The 25,237-nt window shown below is 62.8% G+C and carries 21 protein-coding genes; 12 read left to right on the forward strand and 9 right to left on the reverse strand.

Translation table 11 applies throughout. The features are described from left to right. Positions 1–45: 45 nt before the first annotated feature. The 4 genes from EDC35_RS03905 to EDC35_RS03920 form a co-directional block, all read right to left on the reverse strand. A complete protein-coding gene (locus EDC35_RS03905; protein WP_165903341.1) occupies positions 46–1,764 on the reverse strand; it encodes a sialidase family protein in 1,719 nt (572 codons plus the stop codon). Between the two features lie 316 nt (positions 1,765–2,080). Further along, positions 2,081–3,181: a hypothetical protein gene (locus tag EDC35_RS03910; protein ID WP_132975938.1), complete on the reverse strand. Its 1,101-nt coding sequence runs from the start codon at positions 3,179–3,181 to the stop codon at positions 2,081–2,083. Positions 3,182–3,618: 437 nt separating this feature from the next. Further along, entirely contained in the window at positions 3,619–4,572 is a 954-nt protein-coding gene (locus tag EDC35_RS03915) for a GNAT family N-acetyltransferase (protein WP_132975939.1), read from the reverse strand. Positions 4,573–4,637: 65 nt separating this feature from the next. Then, positions 4,638–7,190 carry a tetratricopeptide repeat protein gene (locus tag EDC35_RS03920; protein ID WP_132975940.1) on the reverse strand — a complete coding sequence of 851 codons (2,553 nt, stop codon included), beginning with the start codon at positions 7,188–7,190 and terminating at the stop codon, positions 4,638–4,640. A 23-nt stretch (positions 7,191–7,213) separates the two neighbouring features. On the opposite strand from EDC35_RS03920, the gene EDC35_RS03925 reads away from it, so the two are divergent. Continuing rightward, a complete protein-coding gene (locus EDC35_RS03925) occupies positions 7,214–8,194 on the forward strand; it encodes a PIG-L deacetylase family protein (protein ID WP_132975941.1) in 981 nt (326 codons plus the stop codon). Positions 8,195–8,260: 66 nt separating this feature from the next. Here the strand turns inward: EDC35_RS03925 and EDC35_RS18780 are convergent, their stop codons facing one another. Beyond that, positions 8,261–8,416 (reverse strand): hypothetical protein, encoded by a 156-nt coding sequence (locus EDC35_RS18780; RefSeq protein ID WP_243651469.1) that lies wholly within the window; start codon positions 8,414–8,416, stop codon positions 8,261–8,263. 73 nt (positions 8,417–8,489) lie between these two features. Between EDC35_RS18780 and EDC35_RS03935 the strand changes: the two genes are divergently transcribed. The 6 genes from EDC35_RS03935 to EDC35_RS03960 all read left to right on the forward strand — a co-directional run bounded on the left by EDC35_RS03935 (position 8,490) and on the right by EDC35_RS03960 (position 15,857). After that, positions 8,490–8,687, forward strand: coding sequence for a hypothetical protein (locus EDC35_RS03935; protein WP_132975942.1), 198 nt, complete (start codon positions 8,490–8,492; stop codon positions 8,685–8,687). Between the two features lie 335 nt (positions 8,688–9,022). Further along, positions 9,023–11,260 carry an ATP-binding protein gene (locus EDC35_RS03940; RefSeq protein ID WP_132975943.1) on the forward strand — a complete coding sequence of 746 codons (2,238 nt, stop codon included), beginning with the start codon at positions 9,023–9,025 and terminating at the stop codon, positions 11,258–11,260. A 15-nt stretch (positions 11,261–11,275) separates the two neighbouring features. Further along, entirely contained in the window at positions 11,276–11,734 is a 459-nt protein-coding gene (locus EDC35_RS03945; protein ID WP_165903342.1) for a response regulator, read from the forward strand. 50 nt (positions 11,735–11,784) lie between these two features. After that, positions 11,785–14,982 (forward strand): PAS domain S-box protein, encoded by a 3,198-nt coding sequence (locus EDC35_RS03950; RefSeq protein ID WP_132975945.1) that lies wholly within the window; start codon positions 11,785–11,787, stop codon positions 14,980–14,982. A gap of 198 nt (positions 14,983–15,180) precedes the next feature. Continuing rightward, on the forward strand, positions 15,181–15,402 hold the full coding sequence (locus EDC35_RS18455) for a hypothetical protein (RefSeq protein WP_165903343.1): 222 nt from the start codon (positions 15,181–15,183) through the stop codon (positions 15,400–15,402). Positions 15,403–15,557: 155 nt separating this feature from the next. Next, on the forward strand, positions 15,558–15,857 hold the full coding sequence (locus tag EDC35_RS03960) for a hypothetical protein (protein ID WP_132975946.1): 300 nt from the start codon (positions 15,558–15,560) through the stop codon (positions 15,855–15,857). Positions 15,858–15,936: 79 nt separating this feature from the next. Here EDC35_RS03960 and EDC35_RS03965 read toward each other — a convergent pair whose 3' ends face one another. The 4 genes from EDC35_RS03965 to EDC35_RS03975 form a co-directional block, all read right to left on the reverse strand. Further along, entirely contained in the window at positions 15,937–16,950 is a 1,014-nt protein-coding gene (locus tag EDC35_RS03965) for a nuclease-related domain-containing protein (RefSeq protein WP_132975947.1), read from the reverse strand. Between the two features lie 68 nt (positions 16,951–17,018). Next, the gene (locus tag EDC35_RS03970) at positions 17,019–18,413 is read right to left on the reverse strand and encodes an alginate export family protein (RefSeq protein ID WP_132975948.1); all 1,395 of its coding nucleotides are present in this window, start codon (positions 18,411–18,413) and stop codon (positions 17,019–17,021) included. Beyond that, the gene (locus tag EDC35_RS18460; protein ID WP_165903344.1) at positions 18,403–18,573 is read right to left on the reverse strand and encodes a symporter small accessory protein; all 171 of its coding nucleotides are present in this window, start codon (positions 18,571–18,573) and stop codon (positions 18,403–18,405) included. Before EDC35_RS18460 ends, EDC35_RS03970 begins: the two co-directional genes overlap by 11 nt. A 120-nt stretch (positions 18,574–18,693) precedes the next feature. Continuing rightward, positions 18,694–20,529 (reverse strand): sodium:solute symporter family protein, encoded by a 1,836-nt coding sequence (locus EDC35_RS03975; protein ID WP_132975949.1) that lies wholly within the window; start codon positions 20,527–20,529, stop codon positions 18,694–18,696. A gap of 140 nt (positions 20,530–20,669) precedes the next feature. On the opposite strand from EDC35_RS03975, the gene EDC35_RS03980 reads away from it, so the two are divergent. The 5 genes from EDC35_RS03980 to EDC35_RS04000 are packed head-to-tail and all read left to right on the forward strand — an operon-like array spanning position 20,670 to position 25,214. After that, positions 20,670–21,020, forward strand: a complete 351-nt coding sequence (locus EDC35_RS03980; RefSeq protein WP_132975950.1) for an acyl-CoA thioesterase — start codon at positions 20,670–20,672, stop codon at positions 21,018–21,020. 1 nt (position 21,021) lies between these two features. Beyond that, a complete protein-coding gene (gene asnB, locus EDC35_RS03985) occupies positions 21,022–22,842 on the forward strand; it encodes an asparagine synthase (glutamine-hydrolyzing) (RefSeq protein ID WP_132975951.1) in 1,821 nt (606 codons plus the stop codon). Between the two features lie 34 nt (positions 22,843–22,876). Beyond that, complete coding sequence (gene hslV / locus EDC35_RS03990) at positions 22,877–23,443, forward strand: ATP-dependent protease subunit HslV (RefSeq protein WP_132975952.1); 567 nt, start codon at positions 22,877–22,879, stop codon at positions 23,441–23,443. A 52-nt stretch (positions 23,444–23,495) separates the two neighbouring features. Then, on the forward strand, positions 23,496–24,827 hold the full coding sequence (gene hslU, locus EDC35_RS03995) for an ATP-dependent protease ATPase subunit HslU (RefSeq protein ID WP_132975953.1): 1,332 nt from the start codon (positions 23,496–23,498) through the stop codon (positions 24,825–24,827). Positions 24,828–24,851: 24 nt separating this feature from the next. Further along, complete coding sequence (locus tag EDC35_RS04000) at positions 24,852–25,214, forward strand: gamma-butyrobetaine hydroxylase family protein (RefSeq protein WP_132975954.1); 363 nt, start codon at positions 24,852–24,854, stop codon at positions 25,212–25,214. Positions 25,215–25,237: the final 23 nt, after the last annotated feature.

Raw genomic sequence — 25,237 nt, forward strand, 5'->3', positions numbered from 1 at the left:
CGCTTACGCCCTGTCACGGCGCAAGCGGATGCAATGGAGCGGGACTCAGTAACGGGTGAAGACGATATCACGCGACTCGATGGTGAATTCGCGGTACCAGTCACCATCAAGCCATAACCAGGTGCTCTTGACGATGACCGTCCGTTCGGGCTCGCTGATCATTTCGCCCGTGCTCGGTACCTTGAATGCCGGGACAGAGGCGGTGATTCTGGTTTTGACGTCTGCCCTGGGGCCATCGATGTGTACCTCAACCACTTCGGCCTGGGTATATTTGATGCGTCCCATGCTCCCCAGATAGTGATCGAGCGGATTGCGGGCGCGGAAGAACGGATCCTGATAGGCGTAGGTCTTGGTGTAATCTCCCGCCAGCATGGCCTCCCAGAATCCTTCCTCGCGTTTGCGCAGCGCCTGTTCCTGAGCTTGAGTGGCAGGCTGTTCAGTCGCCTGATTCGATTTTGCGTACTCCTCCAGTTGCGCAGAGGTCAAGCTGATCGGGGTCAGTTGCTTGGTCACGAAGGCGTCATCCGTTGCCTGCTCGGCAATAACCTGGAAATGATCGCCATCGGCATAAACAGCGTTCGGCTCATAACGCAGACTGAGATTTTTGCCCGGCATACCCGGCAATGGCACATTGCTCAGGGTCCAGGTCTGACCGTAATCGTTGGACAGGCTGGCGTAGAGTCCGGAGCGGATCTGACGCCAATCCTCCCACACCACCAGCACCTGCCCCGGCACCTGACCAAAGGCAAGTGACGGATTGCGGGCATTGAATCGTGCCAGCGAGGCGATCTCCCGGTCGCGTTGCTCGCCTTCCTGCGCCATCACATGGCGCAGCCGGGTCGGGCTCGACCAGGTGTCACCCCGGTCAGCGGAGCGGATGACGTAGATGTCCTGCTTGGTCTTGGCGTCATCATTCCGCGTGCGGCCAGCCAGAGCCAGCAGGATGTGTCCTGTCTGGTCAGTCGCGATTTGCAGGCTGGCGACATCGATGCCGCGCAGATCCTCGAAGGCAAATCGCTTCCAGGTCTTGCCCTGATCATCGGAATAGGCGCCTTCGAGCAGGAAATCCTTTTTATCTTCGCCATATTGGGCCAGCCACATCACGAAGGATCGTGATCCGCTCTGGAAGGCTTTGAAGATGGTGGACATTTCCGGGATGTCGGCGATTGCTACCGGTTCGCCAAAGCCACCAGCGCCGCCATTGGCATCCTGTTTGGCGGGCCGATAACGCGCCTCGATGCGTTGGGCCTTGTCCCCCATCAGCCAGCTATAGACCATGACCCCGCCGGCTGTGTCGGTTGCCATGACCGGATAGATTCCAGGCATCAGCAACTCGATTGGCGAGAGCGCCAGGGTTTTCCGGTTGAGTTGACGATAATAAAGGTTATGTTTCTCGCCGGTCGGCTCGCCAACTTTTTCGCCGTACCACAGCAGGTGCAGCAGATCGCCCGGACCGGGGATGGCCTGAAAGCGCGCCAGCGGCTCGGTATCGCCGCCGATTTCAAGCGGTTCCATATTGGCCTGGCTGGTATCCAGCAGGTACAGGCCCTTCGCGGGATGTTTGTCGCGCCACAACACGGCAACCCCCTGATCGAGCGCCGCCAGGGCAAGACCGGACGGTGCCTGACCACGCCCTTCCGGGACCAGCAGAACCTCTTTGCCATCCGGATGCCGCAGCCGCAACAGTCGGTTCTGGTCGTAATAGGCAAGCCAGAGCTTTCCTGCTGAATCGAGTCGATAATCCCAATCGCCGCGAAGATCCATGACAAAGTCAGTCAAAGGCTTCGTCGGTGCCGATTCGGGTGATTCAAGGGCAGGCTGGCTCTGCGCGGAGGACGCAGGCTCACAGCCGATTAGCGACATCCCCCCCATCAAGGATGCCAGCAAACACAGAAGACGCCCGAAGCGCCGCGATCCGACATTGAACAAATTCACTGATAGCACCACAGACTATTGAATATCGCGAGACGATACGTCAAAAGATGAATCAAGACAACGCTTGCAAAAAAGGCTGCCCGAAGGCAGCCTTTTTATACGTTTGGCGCGGGGTGTTCACCCCGGCCAAGGTCGATATTCCGGTTTAACGGACAGGAATCTGCCAGTCCGGCGAGATCAGGAGCGAGTTGTTGTAGGTGCCGCCAACGTTCTCCCCGTTGAAGGTGCCGCCAAGGTTGTACTCCAGCTTGATGACGACAGCGCCATCGTCGGAAGCAAATTTGCTCGGAGCGGGAGAAAGACCGATGCTGTTGGTGGTGTCGAACACCGCAGGAAGCCACTCTGAACCAGGCTTCACCAGACGGTAGTTCCAGAGTTTGCCCCAGCCGCCATCAACCAGACGCGCCAGGGTACCGTCGGTCAGCATGTCTTCCGCGTTGATGCGAGCCACGCAGACCACGTCCTGCACCACGGTGCCGGAGACCAGATTCTCGTCGCGGTCATAGAGATCGCCACGCTGAGTCGTGACCAGCTCGATCCGTGCCCTGTAGTTATTGGTGAAATCAGGCGCCTGATCGAAATCAACCGGGGTCACGAAGAACGCGGTGGTGATTTCATCGAAGGGCATGATGGAGACGTTTGCCGGGCTCTGCGAAGCGAACTCGGAGTAGTCGGAGCCACCGTTAGGGCCGGTGTGGGGCAGGCCATCACGGTTGTAGGCTTCATAGCCCCAAGCCGCGCCGCTGCCGAATTCGAACACAAAGGCTTCGCCAGTCAACGACTCGACGGCATCGCTGCCCTGATTATCGATGTAGAGATAGCCACGAGCTGGCGTGACATTGCGCCCTAAGGCATAGTCACGGCCAGACGCCTTCCACTTGTTATTGATGCTCGGGTCATTGAAGAGCACGCCAGCGGTGTCATCGCCGAAGTGACCGCTCAGATCGATCGTCTGAACGTCGTTCTGACTGGTCGGGAGATATTCGTCGTATTCTTCGCAAGTCGCCAGCTGGTCGCCAGCAGCTGCGCCGGACTTGTAATAGAAGCGGTAATGCAGATTGGTACCAGTGGCGGTGCCGCTCTGGTTCCAGTTGTCGGCGCTGGTGTTAACCACGCTGACGATGGTGGTGACCGTGTCGCTCAGAACGACCTGGGGGAAGAAGACGCTGTCTGCGTGGGCGATGCCGACCGCCGAAACGCCGAGTGCTGCCGCGACAGCGGATGCGAGTGTGGATTTTGCAAACATTGCTGGAGTTCTCCTGTGATTCACACGTTGTAACTGAACAGGTTTTTGAGTATTCCGGATCTCGTGGTCTACCCAAGGATGGACGAAAACGGAGGTGCCGCCCAATCCGAAACGCATGCCACGCTGGCTCGCGGCTCGGTCAGGAGTTTACACCACAAATTGTTGTTGTCAACCTACATCAAGCGTTTTGAGCAATGCTGACCGGCGACTCCGGCGCCTGCGAAAGTGATCTGGAAACAGCTTGAAATCCATGTTTCAAGAGGCTTTGAGCGCAATTCGTCAGCCATTTGTTGCATCCTGGCAACAGTTGACGAAAAAACCGATTGTCGGGTTCGGCAACTTGTCATACCCGCCGTACAATGCATTCCACGCGCGAGCTGAAACTGGGGTTTTGGCCTCTCGTCCACAAGTGCGCCTTATGCCATGAAGTAAACATATCAAAAAATGTCCACGTCGCCCATGGTGTAATAGAGCGACTGGCGCACAGTTTGAGTGTCGAGCGCGCTACGCCAGCACATGTTAGCCGTCACCACCGGTGTTTCGTGATGCGGGCCGTCGAGTGCCTCACGCCAGGACTCTGGCAGCCAGATGACCGTTGCCGCACTGGGCATCCCGCGCGAAAGTCGCATAACGGCTGCCTGAAGTGCCGGACGGATCGCGCGGCGCGGAATCAGCGCATCGACCAGCAATCGCCGCTCGCCCTGCTGGCGCCAAACGACCCAGCCTGAAAGTCGCCCCAGGAACGCAAGCCCGGTCAGTTGGTAGTCATGAACGGGATGCTCGGCATAGCGCCAGCGCAGATAGGCGCCATCCCGAATCAGACTCAGCGCATATTGATCGCCCAGACGCTGCCATAACCGATCAAGGCGCCGATTATCCCATGCCAGGGGAAGGGCGCGCCACAGGTTGAAGGAGCTGGAAGCCGGTGCAAGTTCAGTTTCAAGCGCGACCTCCAGACGCTCATAGACTCCCGCCCATTCGCCGAGCAGATAGGGGCGTTGACCGGGAAAGCCGTAGCGAAAGGCGCTCGGCAGACGGCGGGCCAGATGGTCGAGCAGCTCGCGCAGCAGCAGGGTGAAGAGATTGTTCCGTCCCAGACCGCCGCGATGTTCGGGATGAACCATCACATCACAGACTTGTACGATTGGGATCGGCCTGCCCTGGAACTGGCCGGGCAGGATCAATGCACCCGCATGCGCAACGATCTGACCCTGACCATCCATAGCGACGAGCGAGTCGGATGACATGGCGTTGCTGGACAGCGCGCGACTGGACACGAATTTCCAGTGCCACTCGGGGGATGATCGCACCTGGCCAAAAACCAGCGCGAACAGATCCAGCAGGGCTGGTTCGTCGTCCGGTTGGCAAAGGCGCAGGCTATAATCGCTCATCGGGCAATTATCAAGTGTCCGCTGGACGCCCCGCAAGGTATTTCGGCGCACAGGCTGCCGCGATGTCACGCCTGGATCGGGGCGAGCGGCGCAGGCGGCAGGCCCTGTGTGTGCCGATCCCAGATACGCTGGTAAAGCGCTTCGAGATTGCGCGTGAAGCGCGTGGTATCGAAGAAGGCCGCGCTGCCATGGGCGTCCGCCAGGCGTTGCTTGATGGCTGCAAGTTCCTGTGGCTGACTGGCCAGGCGCAGTGCGCGCGCCTGATAGTCGTCCAGATCGGTTGCGATCAGCTCCGGCAGTCCGACGGCGTTCAGCAGACTCGCGGCGACCCGTGCGGCAAAGGTTTCGCCAAGACAGGTCAGGACCGGAACGCCCATCCATAGTGCGTCCGATGCCGTGGTATGTGCATTGACCGGCTGCGTATCAAGGAACAGATCGGCGAGTGCCAGTCGGGCCAGATGCTCGGGTTGAGGTTTCTTGCGCGCAAAGATGAGTCGCGCGGATGCAACATCGCGGATTGCAGCCTCTCGCCTGAGGTTATCCATGACCTCGTCGCTTTTCGCATAGAGCCAGAGCACGGCGTGCGGCACCGCCTTGAGCAGCGCACACCAGCGGTCAAAGACCTCGGGTGTGATCTTGTAGGGGTCGTTGAAGCAGCAGAAGACGAAACCCGTTGCTGGCAAACCGGCCTCGGCTCGCGTCGGCGTGACGGCGATTTGGCGGTTGGCATCCACCGGGGCGTAGACATCCGGCAGATAGGCAATCGCTTCATCGTAATGGATCGCCTGTTCAGATGGCGCCACGACCGGGTCGGCAATCAGATAATCGATGAAGGGTGCGCCCAGGCCACCTGGAAAGCCCAGCCAGGTCACTTGCAGCGGGCTGGGGCGCAGGGCGAGGATCTCGATGCGGGCGTTCCGGGTGTAGCCTTTCAGATCGATGAGAATATCGATGCCATCATCGCGAATTCGCTGTGCGGCGGCGAGATGAGACAGCGAACGGATGTCGATGAAGTGATCGAATGCCTGTCGCAGACGCTGGCGCATGGGGCCGCCATCGTCGGGATCGCTGGAATAGGCGAAGATCTCGAACCGCTCGCGGTCATGGCGTTCGAACAGTCCGGCCGTCAGGTAAGCCGTGGCATGTTCCTGGAAGTCGGCGGACAGATAACCGATCCGCAGACGCGAATCCGGCGACTTGAGCGGCGCGGGGCGCAATTCACTGGCGCGATCCATCCAGATGCCATAGCTCGCGGCCTGCTGGCGCGCAACCCGGAGCAGGTCACCCGGCTTGAGACCCGGTATCGTCAGCGCGGAAAAGGGCGAAATGACCGCCTCCTGATTCATCTTGACTTGTCCGCTCAGGACAGACAGGCGCTCGGACCAGTGTCGCCAGTCGCACAGGTGGCGCTGATTCATCATCAGTTCGCCCAGCAGCATTGGCGGATGCTGGGCGAAACGCGCCAGGCTCTGCTCCAGAATATCGATGGCAGCCTGGTATTGACCGATCTGAGCCAGCAGCGGCGCAAGGGCGAGCGCCTGTTCCGGGCGCTCGATCCCGGTCTTAAGGGTCTTGATGGCGGACGTGAGCGCGCTGCCCCGGTCTGCCTGAATCGGTTCTGCCGAATCGTTCTCTGGCGCCAGTGCGTCCAGCCGGTAAGCCGCCTGGAGCAGACAGTAACTGGACTCGCGGAGGTCCGGCTTCAGCCTCACCGCCTGGAGCGCATACTGAAACGCCTCATCGAAGCGTCCCCGCGACAGCGCCGAATCGGCGGCGTTGTTCCAGGTTTCGGCGCGCAGTGGATTCAGCGACAGCGCCTGCTCGAAGGCGCGTCGCACGCCTTCGTCATCGCCGAGACGGACACAGGCAACCCCAAGATGGTCCCGGATCTCGGCACGGCCGGGCAGCAGCTCGCTTGCCCGCTGGAGGGATGCGACGGCCTGCTCGAAACGCTGAAGACCCATCAGGCCGAGTCCGCGCAGATGATGACCTTCCCCCCACTCGGGAAAATCGGTCAGCAGCGTCTCCAGATCATCGACCAGTTTCTGCAGGCGTCCTGCCTGGTAATCCTCTATGGCCTGCTCGAATGGCTGTTGCAGTCCGGGCTGCGCGGCGGAAGTCGTGGGCAGATCGGGCGCCTGATCGGGCAGTTCGTTCGTGGTGTCGGCCAGACCCGGCGAGGCGAGATTCAGCTCGGCGGGATTCCTGCCCGCTGCGCAGTTGGCGACCCAGTTCCGCCAGTAGTCAAGCGTCTCGGGCGGCAGACCCCGTTGCGTGCTGTCGTCGATGAGTTGTCTGGCCTGTTCCAGCCGTCCGGCGTGAATCAGGGCGAACAGCCGGGCATAGCGGAAGATGAGCGAGTCCGGACGCAGCAGGGTGGCGTGGATCAGAAATGGCAGCGAGGTCAGGCCCAGGCCGGCGTCAATGAGCGCGACGCCAAGGTTGTAGTGAGCGATGGCGCGAGTTGGCCGATTCCGCAGGGCTTGGACATAATGGCCCATGGCCTGATCGAGATCTCCCCGCCGGTGCGCCTGGATCCCTTCCTGCAAGGGGTCAAGCGGCTTGGGCGCCGCTGGCTGGACGCTCCCGGAGTTCCATGAAATCGAATAATTGATCAACGCACACACCTGCAAAGAACTAAATGAAATATTCGGAACACGACTTCATCCCCTACGCCGCCAATACGGCCATGCCGCGCGGTCGCACGCTGGTTCTGGCGCCTCACCCTGACGATGAGGTGCTGGGCTGTGGCGGGGCAATTATGCGTCATGTTGCGGCGGGGGATCCAATCCGGGTCATCATCGTCACGGATGGCGCGCTTGGTTTGCCGCCCGGAACCCCCGATGCAGCCCTGACGCGCCAGCGCGAGAGCCTCTGTGCGGCGGCGGTTCTGGGCTACGGCGAGCCGGTCTTCTGGGGGCTGCCGGATCGCGGGCTGGAGTATGGCGAGGCGCTGATTCAGCGCATTCTGGGCGAGATGGAAGATGCTGGCGCGGATCTGGTCTATGCCCCGTCCTGGTGGGAGATCCATCCCGACCATCTGACCCTGGCGCTGGCGACGGCTGAGGCGGTGCGCCGCTGTCCGCGTCCCGTTCAGATGGTGATGTACGAGGTTGGTGCGCCGCTGCATCCCAGCCACCTGCTGAACATCGGCGATCTGTGCGAACGCAAGCAGGCGGCGATGGACTGTTTCACGAGTCAACTGGCGCAACAGGCCTATGACCGCCATATCGCCGCGCTCAATGTTTTTCGTACCTATACCCTGCCGGCTGAGATCGCATCGGCAGAAGCCTATCGATTGATCGTGCGGGATGCGTTACGGGAGGATCCGCTGCGCCTGATGCAGCCCGGCCCCGGCCATCAGGAGCCGCAGGCGATAACCAGGATCGCCGCTCTGCCCCCATTGAGCTGTGTCGCCGCGTGTGGCATGGACATCGGACGGTTGCTGGATGCACTGAACCCGCAGCCGGTATCGGAATCCGAAATGGCGCGGCTTCAGACCGCGCTTGAGCAGGTCTCCGGTCAGCTCGAAGAACTCCGCCAGTCCACTTCCTGGCGGATCACCGCCCCCTTGCGGTGGCTGGTTTCGCATGCCAGAACAATGCTCCGCTCACAGGCATAGCGGGACGCAGCGGACAGTCGGCCGCCTGTCCGCCACGCTCCAGCCAGACCCTGTCGCAGGGCTGGCTTACTTGCGTGTATTGGCCCAGATGTTGCGCGCCCAGGCCAGTCCAGAAGGCCGGTTGCGCGCCAATTTGATGATCCCCAACGCCAGATGCGCCATCGCCAGATCCGTGTCATCGCGTTTCTCCCGGCGCACCGGGAGCCGACGAAGGCGATTCATCCAGACGACACGGGGAAGTCTCACTGAACATGCGTGACGGTCTGCGTCTGACGCACCGGTTGCGTCACGCCGCATGAAAGTGTTCGCGAATGGACGCTTGCGAGCCGGGAAGTTCGGCAGGGCACAACTATGTCGCGACCGGGGAGAGGATCTGCGCGAGACACTGCGCGAAGCCTTCCTGGACTTACGTGACTCCGCCGCATTGCGGGTCTTCCGTGCAGTGTCCCTCATCCCCGCTGTGGACGCGGATGTCGATCAGATGCGCAACTGAATGGAACGCATCCTCCAGGCCCGTATCCGCCCGTCGGTACAGGGTCAGGCCACGGCAACCGCTCCGACAGACGGGCGTCCTGCCCGCCAGACGGGCGAGACGCTCGTCTCCCGGCAACCGCTCCGCTCTGCCTGTCCCGCAAACCGGGGCACTGCCCGTTCTCGTCCGTCCCCCAGAGTCGAGGCATCGCGATTCACTGTGCCTTCGCGTCAACCCTCTGAGTCGAAACATGTTATCAATGCATTTCGTACCGATGCATTGCTTGCCAGACGGTGTTAGGGTCTTGCCCTGAACCTTGCCACCCTTGCAACAACGAAGCACTTCAAACTCTGATCATGAATGCTGAATTAGACTTCACCAACTGCGATCGCGAACAGATCCAGTACGCTGGCGCCATCCAGCCGCATGGCGCACTCCTGGTCCTGCAGGAACCGGGGCTGCGCATCCTGCAGGCGAGCGCCAATACGGACGATTATCTGGGGCTTGCACCCGACAGGCTTCTGGGACAGGGCATTGAAGTGGTGCTGGGTGAGGCCGCCACCGCCGGCCTGCGGGAGCGGTTGTCGATGCAACGCCTCAATGGTGTGCTGCTGCGCCTCATGGCGGTCCAGCCGCTGGCGTGCGACAAACCCTGTCATCTCTTCGGCAACCGCACCGACGATGGCCTGCTGCTGCTGGAGTTCGAGCGTCTCGACGAGGCGGCACGTGTGGGGGCGCCCGATCTCTACCAGGAGGTGCATACCACGCTCCAGCGGTTGCAGGCGACACCCACACTGCACGCCTTCTTCGATCTGGCGGTGGCTGAGATCCGTGCCATCACCGGCTTCGACCGGGTCATGGCCTATCGCTTCGACGTGGACGGCAGCGGTGAGGTGATCGCCGAGTCGGTTCAGGAGGGTCTGGAAACCTATCTCGGGCTGCATTATCCGGCGGCCGACATCCCTGAGCCCGCGCGGCGTCTGTTCCGCCTCACCTGGCTGCGTCATCTGCCGGATGTCGATTACCAGCCGGTGCCGCTGCTTGCCGGACCCGATCACCCGGGCGCGGTGCCGGTCGATCTGAGTTACTCCTTCCTGCGCAGCGTTTCGGTGATGTACACGGGCTACCTCCAGAACATGGGGGTGAAGGCGACCCTGGTCACCACTCTGTTGAAAGACGGCAAATTGTGGGGACTGATCTCATGCATGCATCACGCCGCCCCGAAATATCTGCCCTACGAGACCCGTGTGGCGGTGGAATGTCTGGCCCACATGGTCTCCCTGCTGATGAGCGGCAAGGACGCCGAGGAACACTATGGCTACCGGCTCAGACTGGGGGCGGCGCGCGAGCAGCTGCTCGACGCCCTCTTCCGGAACAATGCGCTGCATCAAACCCTGATCCAGATCCGGCCCGACGTCCTGACCATGCTGGATGCCGACGGCGTGGCCCTGTTCAGCGATGGCCGGCTGAGCCTGCTGGGCAGGACGCCATCCGCGCCGGAGATCCTGGCCCTGGCCGACTGGTTGGCGACCCGCAGCGAACTCTCGTTCGCCAGCCACCATTTGCCGCTGGACTATCCGCCCGCTGCCGCCTTCCAGTCCGTGGCAAGCGGTCTGCTGGCCGTGCGCTGGTCGCACGCCGCGCCGGACGGGCTCATGTGGTTCCGCGCCGAATGGCAGCAGGTGGTGGACTGGGCGGGCGATCCGCACAAGCCGGTCGAGATCGACGACACGGCCGGCGAGATCCGTCTTCTGCCCCGCACCTCCTTCGCGCTCTGGAAGGAGACGGTCGCCGGCCAGTCGCGTCGCTGGCTGGACTGCGAGATCGAGCATGCGCTCGAGCTGCGCCGGGAGATTCTCGACTTCATCGTCCGCCATACCGAACATTTGCGACGCATCAATCTGGAACTGGCCGAGAGCAATCTGGAACTCGATGCCTTCGCCTACGCGGTCTCCCACGACCTCAAGGAGCCGCTGCGCGGTATCCACACCTCGGTCGAGTTTCTCCAGGAGGACGACGGAGCGGATCTCTCGGCAGCGGGGCAGGAGCGGCTGGCGACCATTCTGCGGCTCACCAGGCGGATGGATGAGCTGATCGAATCGCTGCTCCAGTATTCGCGGGTGGGGCGGATCGATCTGCAGCTGCAAAGGGTCGATCTCAACGGACTGGTGGCAAAAATTCTCGAAACCTTCCAGCCTCAGCAGGTGCCGGGGGCGAGGATTCGTGTGCTGGGTCGCCTGCCGGAGATCCAGTGTGACCGGGTCCGCGTTGCCGAGATCTTCAGCAATCTGATCTCGAACGCGCTCAAGTACAATGATCAGGATGAAAAGCGGGTCGAGATCGGTTGCGACACCAGCCTTGATCCGCCAGTCTTTTTCGTCCGCGACAACGGTATCGGTATTGCCCCGAAACATTTCGTGCGGATCTTCCAGGTCTTCCGGCGTCTGCACGGGCGCGACGACTATGGCGGCGGAACGGGGGCAGGGCTCACCATCACCAAGAAGGCCATCGAGCGGCACGGCGGGCGCATCTGGGTGGAATCGTCGCCGGGGCAGGGTTCGACCTTCCATTTCACGCTCGCGGCGCCACAGTAATCGCCCGTGGAACCTGTGGACTCCAGAGCGCTGTTGATCGTCGAGGACTCCAACGAGGACTATGCGCTGACCTTGTGGGCGCTGCAGCGGGCCGGTTTCAGCCGTCCGGTGCGGCGGGCGACAGGGGTTGCGGAGGCGCTTGCACTCCTGGCCCCTGATCACCCGGATGCGGTGGCCGGTTCGCTGTCGTTTGCGGTCCTGCTGCTGGATCTCAATCTGCCCGACGGGACCGGACTGGATCTCCTGGCGGCCTTGCGTGCCGAGTGCGATGGGGTGCTGCCGTTACCCACCGTGATTCTCACGAGCTCGAACAATCCGCGCGAGATCGATGGCCTCTATCGTCTCGGGGTTGCCGGGTACATCATCAAACCACTGGAGCGCAACCGTTTTGCCGACCAGATCCGGGCCTTCGTCGATTACTGGTTCGACGCCGTGACGCTCCCGCCGCTTGTCGGCGGCGGAGGGCCGGTGTGAAGATGAAGATCCCGCAGGGAACCGCGCGTTAACCGTGAGGAGATCCGTCCATGCGCGAAGACCAGCCGACTCTGCTGATCATTGATGACAACCCCGAGGATCGCGAACTGATCCGGCGCATCTTGCGCGACGGCTATGAGATCGTCGAGGCCGATCAGGGCGAACGCGGGATGGCCCTGGCGGCTGAGATCCGTCCGGCCTGTGTGCTGCTCGACTATTACCTGCCCGACATGGACGGGCTGGACTTCTTCACCGAGCGGGGTCCGGGGCATGACAACGACTACGCCCTCATCGTCCTGACCGGGAGCGATGACGCCAGTGTCGCCGTGGCCTGCATGAAGCAGGGTGCCCACGACTTTCTGACCAAAGGGCGTTTCAGCCCGCAGGAACTGCGTCGCGCGGTCGCCAACAGTCTCGACAAGATGGCCCTGCGTCGGCAGCTCCAGACCCAGCAGTTTGCGCTACAGGCGAGCGAGACACGTCTCGGTCTCCTCATCGAGCATGCCCCCGCCGCGCTGGCGATGTTCGACCGCGACATGCGCTATCTGGCCGTCAGCCGCCGCTGGCGGGAGGACTATGGCCTTGGCGACCAGACGCTGATCGGTCGTTCGCACTATGAGATCTTTCCCGAGATCCCCGAACGCTGGAAGGACGTGCACCGACGCGGACTGGCGGGCGAGGTGCTCCACGCCGATGAGGATCGCTTCGAGCGGATGGACAGACGTATCCAATGGCTGCACTGGGAGATCCGGCCCTGGTGCGAGGCTGACGGCGGCATCGGCGGCATCGTCATCTTCACCGAAGACATCACCGCCCGTAAGCAGGCCGAGCTGGCACTGAATGAGAGTCGGCAGCGCTTCCAGGACATCGTCGATGCCTCCGCCGACTGGATATGGGAGGTCGATGCCCAGGGTCGCTACACCTACGCCTCCGAGGGGGTGCAGGCCGTGCTCGGGTACAGCCCCGAGGAGATCCTCGGTCGCACCCCCTTCGAGTTCATGCCCCCGGACGAGGCGCAACGGGTGGCGGACGCCTTCGCCGCCACTCTCGTCCGGCGCACCGCCTTCCGCGACCTGGAGAACGTCAATCGGCACAAGGATGGCCACCCGGTCCATATTCAGACCACGGGCGTGCCCATCCTGGATGCGTCTGGCGAGTTGCTGGGCTACCGCGGTCTGGACCGTGACGTCACGGAGAAGCGGCTGGCCGAGCTTGCGCTGCAGGAGAACCGTGAGTTTCTGCGGACGTTGATCCGCACCATTCCCGATCTGGTCTGGCTCAAGGATCTGCAGGGGCAATACCTCACCTGCAATGCACGTTTCGAGACCCTGTACGGCGCACCGGAGGCGGAGATCGTCGGCAAAACCGACTACGACTTCGTGGATCCACAGCTTGCCGATTTCTTTCGTGCCAACGATCTGGCTGCCATCGCTGCTGGCGGACCGCGGCTCAACGAGGAAGAAATCACCTTCGCCAGCGACGGGCATCAGGAGCTGGTGCAGGTCATCAAGACCCCCCTCTACGCCCCGGATGGTGCGGCGATCGGTGTGCTCGGCATCGCACGCGACATCACCGAGATCAAAGGCACCGAACAGGAACTCGAACGTCATCGCCACCATCTGGAAGAACTGGTGGCCGCGCGCACCGATGAGCTGATCCAGGCCCGCGCCCGCGCCGAACGTCTGGCGCAGAGCAAGAGCGAATTCCTGGCCAACATGAGCCATGAGATCCGCACCCCCATGAACGCCATCCTGGGACTGACCCACCTGCTGCGTCGCGCGGGTCCGGACGCTTTTCAGGACATGCGTCTGCGCAAGATCGACGCCGCCGCCCGCCATCTGCTGAGCATCATCAACGACATCCTGGACATCTCCAAGGCCGAGGCTGGCAAGCTGCGGCTCGAACCGCAGGATTTCCGTCTCGACGGGCTGATGGATGAGGTGCGGGTGCTGATCCAGGACAGCATCGAAGCCAAAGGGCTCGCGCTTGAGGTGGACTGCCCCGATGCCTCCCAATGGCTGCGCGGCGATGCGACCCGACTGCGTCAGGCGCTGCTCAATTATGCGGGCAATGCGGTCAAGTTCACCGAGCGGGGGCGGATCGCCATTCGCACGCGAATGCTGGAGGACAGCGACAGGGGTCTGCTGATGCGCTTCGAGGTCGAGGATACCGGCATCGGCATCCCCGACACGACGCTCGCCGGGCTTTTCCAGGCCTTCGAACAGGCCGATGCCTCGACCACGCGCCGGTTTGGCGGAACGGGTCTGGGCCTCACGATCACCCGCCAGATCGCCAGGCTGATGGGCGGCGAAGCGGGCGCCGAGAGCACCCCTGGACAGGGCAGTCGCTTCTGGCTGACCGCCTGGCTCACGCGCGGCGAGGCGCCGCCCGTGACGGCGGACCGCCCCGTCGCGGAAGCCGAGGCCGCCCTGCGTGCGCGCCATGCCAGCACATCCATCCTCTTGGTCGAGGACAATCCGATCAACTGTGAAGTGGCGCTGGAACTGCTGCGCCCGTTCTGTCTGAGGGTCGAGGTCGCCGAGGATGGCCGCATGGCAATCGAGAAGGCGCGCACGGGCGACTATGCCCTCATCCTCATGGACGTACAGATGCCGGGGCTCGACGGTCTCGGGGCGACCCGTGCCATCCGCACCCTGCCGGGCTGGGCATCCAAACCCATCCTGGCCATGACCGCCAACGTCTTCGCCGACGACCGCCAGGCCTGTCTCGATGCCGGCATGAACGATTTCGTGGCGAAACCGGTCGAGCCGCAGGCGCTCTTTGCCACCCTGCTGCGCTGGTTGCCCGAAGCGGCGTCGCCGTCAACGGCGACGGTCTCATCCGCGCACACGCCCCCGTCAGGTCTGCCGGCGCTGCCGGGTGTCGATCTGGAGTGGGGACTGAGCCTGCTGCGGGGCAATCAAGAGAAGTATCTGGAACTGCTTGAAAAGTTTGTGACTGCCCATCGTCAGGACACGGCGCGTTTGGCGGACTGCCTGGCCGACGGCGACTGGGCAGCGGCACGCGAGATCACGCATAGCCTCAAGGGCGCCGCCGGCACTCTCGGTGCGCAGGCCATCGCCGCCACGGCCGCGGAACTGGATGACGCCCTGCGCGCATCCGCCGAACATGAGAAAACCGAGCTGACTGCACGGCTCGCCGTCCTCGATCAAGCCTTCGCGCCGCTGATCCAGGCGCTCGACGCACGCTTGCTCGACCGAGCCGCTATCGGTGCAGAAGCGCGTTAGGGCGCCGAGTCGAGGATCTGTTTGAGCGGGCGAACGTCCTGATGAAGGAGCGCGCGGCGCGGGTGGCGACCGAGCGCTCCGCTCGCGTCCGCGTAAGCTGGCCCGGCTGACGGAGACGCAGACCGCGCCAGCTCTGGCGGTCGTCGATGCTGCCTGATCCAGCCCAAAGACATCGCATATCGCACTGGGCGCGGTTTAATGGCGATTCTTCAGGTCCGTTTTGACCGATTTGATGTATCGACCGAAATCCCGATCCTTCTTTCTTTTTTCGGCATGGGACAGTTGGTGGAAGTCGGACTCTCCGCTGAGTTTCAGGTAGCTTTCGACCTGTTCACGGCTGATGCTGCCGGCATTCACCGCCCCGAGAACGGCGCAACCCGGCTCGCCGATGGGTGCAGTCGCTCCCAGACGCATCTTTAACCCAAATCTGGAGGCGGCGATGGGTGTCGCGTATTACCTTGCGCTCGATGTCGAAGCCCCGGACTTCAATGCCATGCTTGACGGCAAAACCATTGCGTCGTCAGCGGTGCGGCTGAACGCACTCAGACCTTGCTGGAAACACGGGAGAAAACGCGATGCCTGAGCCCATCGTTGGCCAGTGCTGGCACTGCGGACAGGAATTGAGCAAGCTGGACTATGGACGGGAGTCAGTCTGTCTCGTCTGCCATAAACCAACGCATTGCTGCCGGAATTGTCGTCACCATGCGCCGGGCCGACCAAACGAATGCATGGAACCCCTGGTGGATCGCGTCCTGGACAAGACGCGGTCGAATTTCTGCGACTTCTTCGAGCCGGTGCGACAGGCGAAGGCGGCAGGATCGGGTGCGCCCGATCCTGATGTGTTGCGCCAGACAGCGGAGGATCTGTTCAAGTGAGCATCCAGATCGAAGTGTCCCACCGTCTCGACAGCCAGCCGAAAAGTCCCCTGTCCGGTTCCTGTGGTTTGTCGTCTGGTCAGGGTTGATCTGTCGTCCGGGCACAGGCTTTGCCACGGCGCCATCGGCTCTCGGCGGTGTTGGCAATCAGTACCGCTGCAATGGCGAGTCGGCAATCCTCGCTTTCGTGCGATGGCGCCGCTGGATCGGCCCAGGCGATCTCCAGATCGCGGGATGGCTGGGTTCGCGGAGACGGTGATGACATCACTGCCGATGTAGTGAGCAATGGCAACCTTGATGCTGGCGTCGTAACGCTCGCAGCGGCTGGCAGCCTCCCATGCATCGGCTCGACATCGAATGAAAACGGCTGATGGAACAGCCAGAGCGCCAGCGCCGCAGTCCCGGCCAGACCAAACCAAACCAACGCTTTAACCACCTGAGGATCCCGCCCGTAGCGCTGTCGTAAACCACGCCGATGCGCGCGCCTGGAGGCGTGATCCCGGCGCGCCTGGCTCAATAACTGTCCCCAGGCGGTTCGCAAGGCAGCCGAAATCCTGCCGCGCCGACAGGCCTCCAGATCCTGAGCGATCGTCGCCAGACGCGAAACGCCAGCGGGCAAGCCATCGGGAAAGTGCGCCGTATTGGTGAAAACGACGTGCTCCAGGATCGGCACCCCCAGCCCCAGCGCCTGGATGGCCTTCACATGTGCATAGTTCTGGCGACGTGGATTCTGAAACTCATGGCGCCGCCGACCAATCCGTTGGATCCAGTGTGGATCCTCGGTTTGCCCGGTGATCATCCCCCGGTAGTGTTTCGTCTCGACGACCAGGAAGCCCTTTGGGGTCAGGGCGACGTGATCGATTTGGGTCAGATCGCCCCGCCCGTTGGGGAGTATCAGATCATGCGCAACAGCCGGGAACAGCCGTTCCAAGGCGCGGCCCACTTGCGCTTCCCCTTCCCGACCACGCTGCCTGGCCGATAACCGGCGTTGGAGCAGCGACAGGCCAGGAAGCATCAGCAGGAACGGGAGCAGCCAGCTCCCCGCATTCATGAATGAGTCAGCAAAAATCCGCAAGTCACCGGGGTCGATCATCGATTTCGTGTCTCGGCAGCCGGGGCTTGCTTTCGCTCACCCCGGCCTTGGCTGTTGGCTGAAAACCGCTACCAGGTCAGTGTGACTTCAGCCCGCACGAAGAACGAATCGTTCTGCCGATTATCGGCATAGTAATCGCCCGGCGCCAGATACTCGGCGACCAGATGCCCCGAGACATGCTTGTTGAGCTTGGTCTTGAGCCAGCCGGTGAAGAGATGACCGCGAAAATCGCCGTCGCCGCTGATGTTCACCATCTGCGCGGCGGTGCGCGTGCTCATCTGATCCGCCCAGAGCGCGTGATAATCGACCAGTAACTGCGTGGTCGGATGGATCTGGGCGATCCAGCCGGCGTTCAGACGCATCAGATTGGTGGCCTCGCCGACCCGGCTTTCCAGCGGCCACTGGTAGATCATCAGCTCGCTCCACTGCGGCCAGCGGCCCCACAGCGGATCGAATGCCTGGTCGCCCCGGCTGTCGGGGTCGTCGCCCGAGAGGAACTCGAAGTCGCCGTGGAGCTGATTCTTGAGCTTGTCGTTGAAGCTGAAGGTCAGGCGGCTGTTGAGACCGAAGGCGCTCAGATCGCGCTGGTTGCGGGTGCCCCATTCATAGACGCCCTCGCCGCGCACGGCCCATTGCGGGCTCAGTTTGGCGTCGGCGCGCAGACCGGCGGCGTAGATGTCGCCGGAGTCGGTCCCGGAAACGAATGGTGCGCCGTTGTTGACGCGCAGGTTGACCGGCGGCCCGGGGGTGACGTTCGGGCGGTTGTGCTTGTAGATGAAATAGCCGTCGAGATCGGTGTCCTTGAGCAGCGATTTGTTGCGCGCATAGAGGATGGCGCCGGTCTCATTCTGCTCGGTCTGGTCCTCGACCTCGCCATTGAGAGCCTGCGGGAAGCGGCCCGTATCCGCGCTTTGATCGATGTAGATGAGATCCAGCGTGGTGGCGAGCGATTCCAGGCTGTAGGTCGCGCGTGCGGCGTCGAAATAGATCGACCGCGAGCCATCAATGGGTGAGCCGTCGAGCACCAGCCAGCCGTTGCCCAGCACGATGTCCTGACGCCCGAGCTTGGCCGAGAGCGGCAGTCCGACGATGTGCTTGCCCTCAATGGTGAGCTGATCGAAGAGGATGCCGCCGCTGTACCACTTCTCGAAACCGGGGGCAGGCCAGTTGTCGGCGTTGGGATCCTGATAATGGCGTCCTTCCCACATCAGTCGGGCGCTGACCGTCAGGTCTTCGTTCGGCGCATAGGAAGCCCAGGCGCGCGTGCGATACCGCTGAAAGGTGCGGTCGCCACTCGGGCTGTCGGCGTTCAGGCCCACGTTGTCGATGAAGACCTGACGCAGACGCAGATCCGCACCCCAGGTAAAGGGCGAGGCGGCTTCCTGAGCCTGCACCGTCGGACAGGCAAGGACGACGGTCAGACCTGCCGCCAGCCGCATGTTGTGCGAGAGATTAGAGTTCATCTTCCACCTTCTTTTCGTCGAGCGCCCACTGGCGGTCTTCCGGCGTGACCTCGTCACGCGCGGCGTTGCGGCGCACCAGCCCGTAGACCAGGCTCAGGGCTGCCAGTGTGACGATGCCGAGATAGGCCGTCAGGACGAATGGATCATCGATACCAAGCATTGAGTCGTTACCTCGTTAAGTAAGCCGTCAGCGTTCAGCCTCCAGCGACCAGCTTCTGCATGCAGCGACTCAGGCTGAAGGCCGCGCGCTGGTGGCTGGAAGCTGATCGCTGAAAGCGGTCTAATTCCGCTCCGGGAAACAGTGACGCAGATGTTCCGCATCCGGCGGACGGGTGACGGCGCTGACCAGAATCAGGGTCAGCAATGCCGCCGGCAGGGCGACGATGATCGGGTCCACCGAGGGCCAGTTGGGATAGTCGGCGAGGATGCTGGTCTTGCCGCCCGTGACCCATTGCACCAGACCGATGGCGCTGGCCTCCTTGGCCTTGACCAGCAGCAGCCAGAAGAGTGAGATCGCAAGCCCGACGATCATGGAGGCGAAGGCGCCAGTCCTGGTGACGCGCCGCGAGAAAAGTCCGCCAACGTAGGCCGGCAGGAAGGTGGCGGCGCACAGACCGAAGAAAATGGCGGTGAAGCGGGCGATGATGTATTCCTGACGCACCATGTAGCTGATGGTCACGGCGATCAGCAGACCCACCACGATCGCGAGCCGCATGACCAGGATGCTCGGCTCGCGAGACCGCCCCTTGTCACCGATCCGCTCGTAGAGGTCACGCCCGGCTGAGGTGCCCATGGTATGGAACTGGCTCGACAGAGTGCTCATGGCCGCCGCCAGCAGGGCGAGAAAGAAGACTACGCCGAACCAGTGCGGCAGAGCCGCCGAGATGAAGGCCGGAATGATTTTGTCGGCATCGCCCTTGACATAGGTCACGGCCGAGGAGCGTCCGCCGGCCAGCTCGAAGCTCGCTCCAGTCGTGTCCTGAGCCGCTTTGCGCTCGCTGACGATCAGTGCCGCCGTGGCTGGTTTGTTGGTCTTGGGGTTGATGACTGCCGTCCAGGCACCGGAGTCGTCCTGCTTCATCAGCTCGACCAGGGCGCGTCCTTTCTCGGCGTCGATTTCCTGGATCACCTTGCCGTTGAGGATCGGGCCGTGTTGGGCGAACCAGGCATTCGACAGACTGCCGACCAGGAAGGGCGCGCCGGTCATCAGCATGATGAAGACCGCGCCGATCGGCACCGCGCGATCCAGTTCGCGGCGGCTGCGCACGGTCATGAAGCGCACGATCAACTGCGGCTGCGCCAGTACGCCGATGCCTACGCCGAGAATGATGGCCGTCACCACGGTCCACCAGAGGTCATAGGTGGGCGCGCCCCAGCCGAAGGCCGGCATCGCGGTCCAGCCCTGATGACCCATCTGCACCAGCGGCGCCGGCACCATGTCGGTCATGTCGGTCAGGTAGCGATGGGCCTCGGTCACGCCACCCAGACTGGAATAGGTGAACCACAGCAAAAACAGCATGGCGATGACCATCACGAACCCCTGGAAGGTATCGGTGTACATCACGGCCTTGAGCCCGCCGGGGATCACATAGGCGGCGGTGACGAGTGCGAAGATGAGCAGCGCGACCTCGAAGTCGATGCCGAACTGGGTCGCGGCGAAGACGCTGCCGCCGGTCATGACCGCTGCGGCATAGAGCGGCATGAAGGCAAAGACGATGGCGCCGGTAAAGATCTGGATACCCCGGCTCTGATAGCGCAGCCCTAAGAGTTCGGGAAAGGTATGGGCGCCGAGATGATGGCCGAGCCGGCGTGTGGGCTCGCCGAGCACGATGAAGGCGATCAGGATGCCGACCCCGATATTGAGGAAGGTGAGCCACAGCAGGCTCATCCCGAACAGCCCGGCGACCCCACCGAAGCCGACGATGGCGGCGGTGGAAATAAAGGTGGCGCCATAGGAGACGGCCATGATGATCGGGTGCGCCGAGCGCCCACCGACCAGAAAGTCCGCCGCCGAGCGGGTGCCGCGATAGCCGAGCCAGCCGAGATAGCCGGTGGCGAGCAGGTAGGCCAGAATGACGACAATGTCAAGCCAGCCGACCGAAGATGATCCGGTCATGATTCCCCCTGTCAAAATTGGTTTGAGATGCGCCCTCGGGGCGCGGGGCGCAAAATACCCTGACTGTTGTTGCAGTTGTATAGATCCAGCGCAGCTAAATGACCATTTTTTGACTGTTTTGTCATAAAAGAGACAGATTGATGGAAAATTACAAGGTCGTGAGACCCGGCCATCTGAACCACTACGGCCATCTGTTTGGCGGTTATCTGCTGCAATGGGTGGACGAAATCGCCTGGATCGCCGCCAGCCGTGACCATCCGGGCTGTCGTTTCGTGACCGTCGCCATGGATCGGGTCGAGTTCCATCGCGGCGCGCGCGAAGGAATGGTGCTGCGCTTCGATGTCGCCGAGAGCTGTCGCGGACGGACCTCAGTCACCTATGGCGTCAAGGTCTACGCCGACGACCTGGAGACCGGCGCAGAGGAGTCGGTCTTTTCCACCTGCATCACCTTTGTCCGTCTCGATGAGAACGGACAGAAGATTCCGGTCTGATATGTGCGGCATCGCCGGTTTCATTCTGCGCGACGGTCAGCGCCCGGATCCCGAACAGCTCGCGCGCATGGCGGCGCGGCTCGCCCATCGCGGGCCGGACGATCAGGGGATTCATTGCAATGGCCCGGTCGGGCTGGCGCAGACCCGGCTCTCCATCATCGGTCTCGCGACCGGCCATCAGCCGATGGTCTCAGCGGACGGTCGCCTCGCGCTGGCGGCGAATGGCGAGGTCTATAACTACATCGAGCTGAACGCCGAACTGCGCGCGCGCGGACTGACGCCGCGCACCGATTCGGACTCCGAGACCATCCTGCTGTCCTACGCCGCGCACGGGCTCGACTTCCTGTACCGGTTGCGCGGCATGTACGCCTTCGCCCTCCACGATGCCCGAACCGGGCGGCTGATCCTCGGCCGCGACCGGCTCGGCATCAAACCGCTCTTCTATGTGTGTCTGCCGGACCGCATCGCCTTTGCCTCCGAGATCAAGGCGCTGCTGCCGATCCTGCCCGAGCGGCCCCAGGTCGCGCCCGGTGCGCTGCGTCAGTTCCTGCAGAATCAGTTTGCCAGCGGCGAGGAGACACTGATCGCCGGCATCAAGCGGGTCTTGCCGGGCGAGGCGCTCGTCATCGACGCCGATCTGCGCATCGAGCGTCATCGCTACTGGTCCGCGCTGGATGTCACACCGCGCGCCATCGGTTTCGACGAGGCCTGCGACGAGCTCGACGGGCTCATGGACGCGGCGATGCGCGAACACATGCGCTCCGATGTCCCTTTTGGACTTTTTCTTTCGGGGGGGGTCGATTCGGCGGTGCTGGCAGCCATGCTGGACGCCCACGGCGCCGGTCGCATCAAGAGCTTCTCGGTCGGCTACCGGGGCACCGTGATGGCGCATGAGCTGGACGAGGCGGCGCGGGTTGCGGCGCATTTCGGGCTCGATCATCGCCCGCTGGAGCTGGAGTTGACTCAGGTCTTCGGGCGCATCCCCCACAGCATCTGGTGCGCCGATGAACTCATGCGCGACTACGCCTGTCTGCCGACCTCGATTCTGGCCGAGACCGCCGGGGCCGAACTCAAGGTGGTCTTCTCTGGAGAGGGCGGGGATGAGGTCTTTGCCGGCTACGGACGCTATCACCCGCGCTTTGCCGAACGCTGGTTCAAGGCCATGCGCTATCCCGGCAGCGGCGGTTTCCGCACCCGTGGTCAATGGGCGGGGCGCTGGTCACGACGCCTCTTCGGTCCCGCGTTGCGCGATGCGCCAGGTGCTGATCGCGCGCCCTTTCTGCGCGCCTGGGGCGAGACCCCCGCGTCCTGGTCAGACATGCAGCGGCGCCAATACACCGATCTGGTCACGGCCCTGCCGGACAATCTGCTGGTCAAGACCGACCGCCTGCTGATGGGCTTCGGGGTCGAAGGGCGGGTGCCCTTTCTCGATCACCGGCTGGTCGAGTTCGGCCTCGCGCTGCCGGACGATCTCAAGGTGCATCGCCATCGCGGCAAATGGCTGCTCAAACGCTGGGCCGGACCGCTGCTGCCGCCCGGCCATCTGGAACGGCCCAAGCGCGGTTTCCATGTCCCGGTCGGCGACTGGCTGTGCGGCGAGGTGGCTGAAGCCGTCGGTCAGCGTCTGATCGGAAATCGGGGCATCCGCGACTGGTTTCGGGTCGAGTCCATCCCGGCACTGGTTGCCGCGCGCCAGAGAGTGCAAGGCGGCGGTCGCGAGCTGTTCGGGCTGATGCAGTTCGCTATCTGGCACCGGCTGTTCATCGAGGAACCGGGGCTCAAGCCTGCGCCGGATGAGGATCCGCTGGAGTGGATCGGATAGAATGTCCCTCTCCAACCGCTCACACAGGTCCACGATGGAAAATTTTCGCGGCACGACAATCCTTTCGGTTCGGCGCTCTGGCCGCGTCGTGATCGGCGGCGACGGTCAGGTCTCGCTGGGATCGACGGTCATGAAGGGCAATGCGCGCAAGGTGCGTCGGCTCTACAAGGGTCAGGTGCTGGCGGGCTTTGCCGGCGCGACGGCGGACGCCTTTACGCTCTTCGAGCGCTTCGAGGGCAAGCTGGAAAAGCATCAGGGTCATCTGACCCGTGCGGCGGTGGAACTCGCCAAAGACTGGCGCACGGATCGGATGCTGCGTCGGCTGGAGGCGCTCTTGTGCATCGCCGACGCGAAGAGCTCGCTCATGATCTCGGGCACTGGCGACGTGATCGAGCCGGAGCAGGACATCATGGCCATCGGCTCGGGCGGCTCTTTCGCCCTCTCGGCGGCGCGGGCGCTGTTCGAGAATACCGAACTGGGCGCGCGCGAGATCGTCGAGAAGGGTTTGCATATTGCCGCCGACATCTGCATCTACACCAATCACAACCTCGTGATCGAAGAGCTGGACGCGGAAAATCAGTTGGCAGTTGACGGCCACTGACCACTTTCAAGGCGCCGCCCGTTCTGGACGGCTCAATCGACGGGCAGGTCCCATGTCTGAAATCACCCCTCAACGTATCGTCGCGGAACTCGACAAACATATCGTCGGCCAGGATGAGGCCAAGCGCGCGGTGGCGATTGCCCTGCGCAACCGCTGGCGTCGCTCGCAGATCGACGAGCCGATGCGCTCGGAGATCACGCCGAAGAATATCCTGATGATCGGCCCGACCGGGGTTGGCAAGACTGAGATTGCGCGGCGTCTGGCGAAGCTGGCGAACGCGCCCTTCATCAAGGTGGAGGCGACCAAGTTCACCGAGGTGGGCTATGTCGGGCGCGACGTCGAATCCATCATCCGCGATCTGGCCGACATCGGCGTGAAGATGGCGCGCGAGCAGGAGATGGCCAAGCTGGCCGATCAGGCCGAGGCGGCGGCGGAGGAGCGGATCCTGGATGTGCTGCTGCCCCAGCCGGGCGGCTTCGAGGAAGAGACCCGCACGACCGCCAGCCATAAAACCCGCGATAAATTCCGCGACAAACTGCGCGCCGGCGAGCTCGACGACCGTGAGATCGAAATCCAGGTTTCGGCCACGCCGCTCGGGGTGGAGATCATGGCTCCGCCCGGCATGGAGGAGATGTCGAGCCAGCTCCAGGGGTTGTTCCAGAATCTGGGACAGGGGCGGACGAAGCGCCGCAAGCTGCGTATTCGCGATGCCCGTCAGCTCCTGAAAGACGAGGAGGCGGCCAAACGGGTCAATGACGAGGATCTCAAACTGCGCGCCATCGAAAACGTGGAGCAGAACGGCATCGTCTTCATCGACGAGCTGGATAAAGTGACCAAGCGCGGCGAGGGCATGGCCGGGGCCGATGTCTCGCGCGAAGGGGTGCAGCGCGATCTGCTGCCCATCGTCGAAGGCAGTACGGTATCGACCAAGCATGGCGCGGTGCGCACCGATCACATCCTCTTCATTGCCTCAGGCGCCTTTCATCTGTCCAAGCCGTCGGACCTGATCCCGGAACTTCAGGGGCGTCTGCCGATCCGGGTCGAACTCAAGGCGCTGACCAGCGAGGACTTCGTGCGCATCCTCACCGAACCGGACGCCTCGCTGACCGATCAGTATCGCGCCCTGCTCGGGACCGAAGGGGTCAATCTGGAATTCACCGAGGACGGCATCCGGCGTCTGGCCGAGATCGCCTGGCAGGTCAACGAGCGAACCGAGAATATCGGCGCGCGGCGCCTGCATACCGTCATGGAGCGGCTGCTGGAAGATGTCTCCTACAACGCCTCCGAACTCGACCGCGTGACCGTGACCGTGACCGCCGCCTATGTGGACCAGAATCTGGCCGGTCTGGCGGCAGACGATGATCTGTCCCGGTACATCCTTTGATCATTCACATGAACGACTGAAATCATGCCCGTACCAACCGAACTGAATCTGCATCGCCAGTCCCGCGTGCTGGAAATCGCCTACGAGGACGGCACCCGCTTTCATCTGCCGTGCGAGTATCTGCGCGTCTATTCGCCTTCAGCCGAGGTCCAGGGCCATGCGCCGGATCAGCGCGTGATCCAGGCCGGCAAGGAGGGGGTCGGGATCGACCGCATCGAGCCGGTCGGCAACTACGCAGTCTGTCTGCATTTCGACGATGAGCACAACACCGGCATCTATTCCTGGGAGTATCTCTACCGGCTGGGCGTCGAACAGGAACAGCTCTGGCGCGAGTACCTGGACGAACTCGAACAGACCGGCTACCAGCGCAAGGTCAGGCCGTCCTGACGCTTTGAGTTAAACTAAGTTCC

It is taken from the genome of Thiobaca trueperi, from assembly GCF_004342175.1.
Classification (GTDB): Bacteria; Pseudomonadota; Gammaproteobacteria; order Chromatiales; family Chromatiaceae; genus Thiobaca; species Thiobaca trueperi.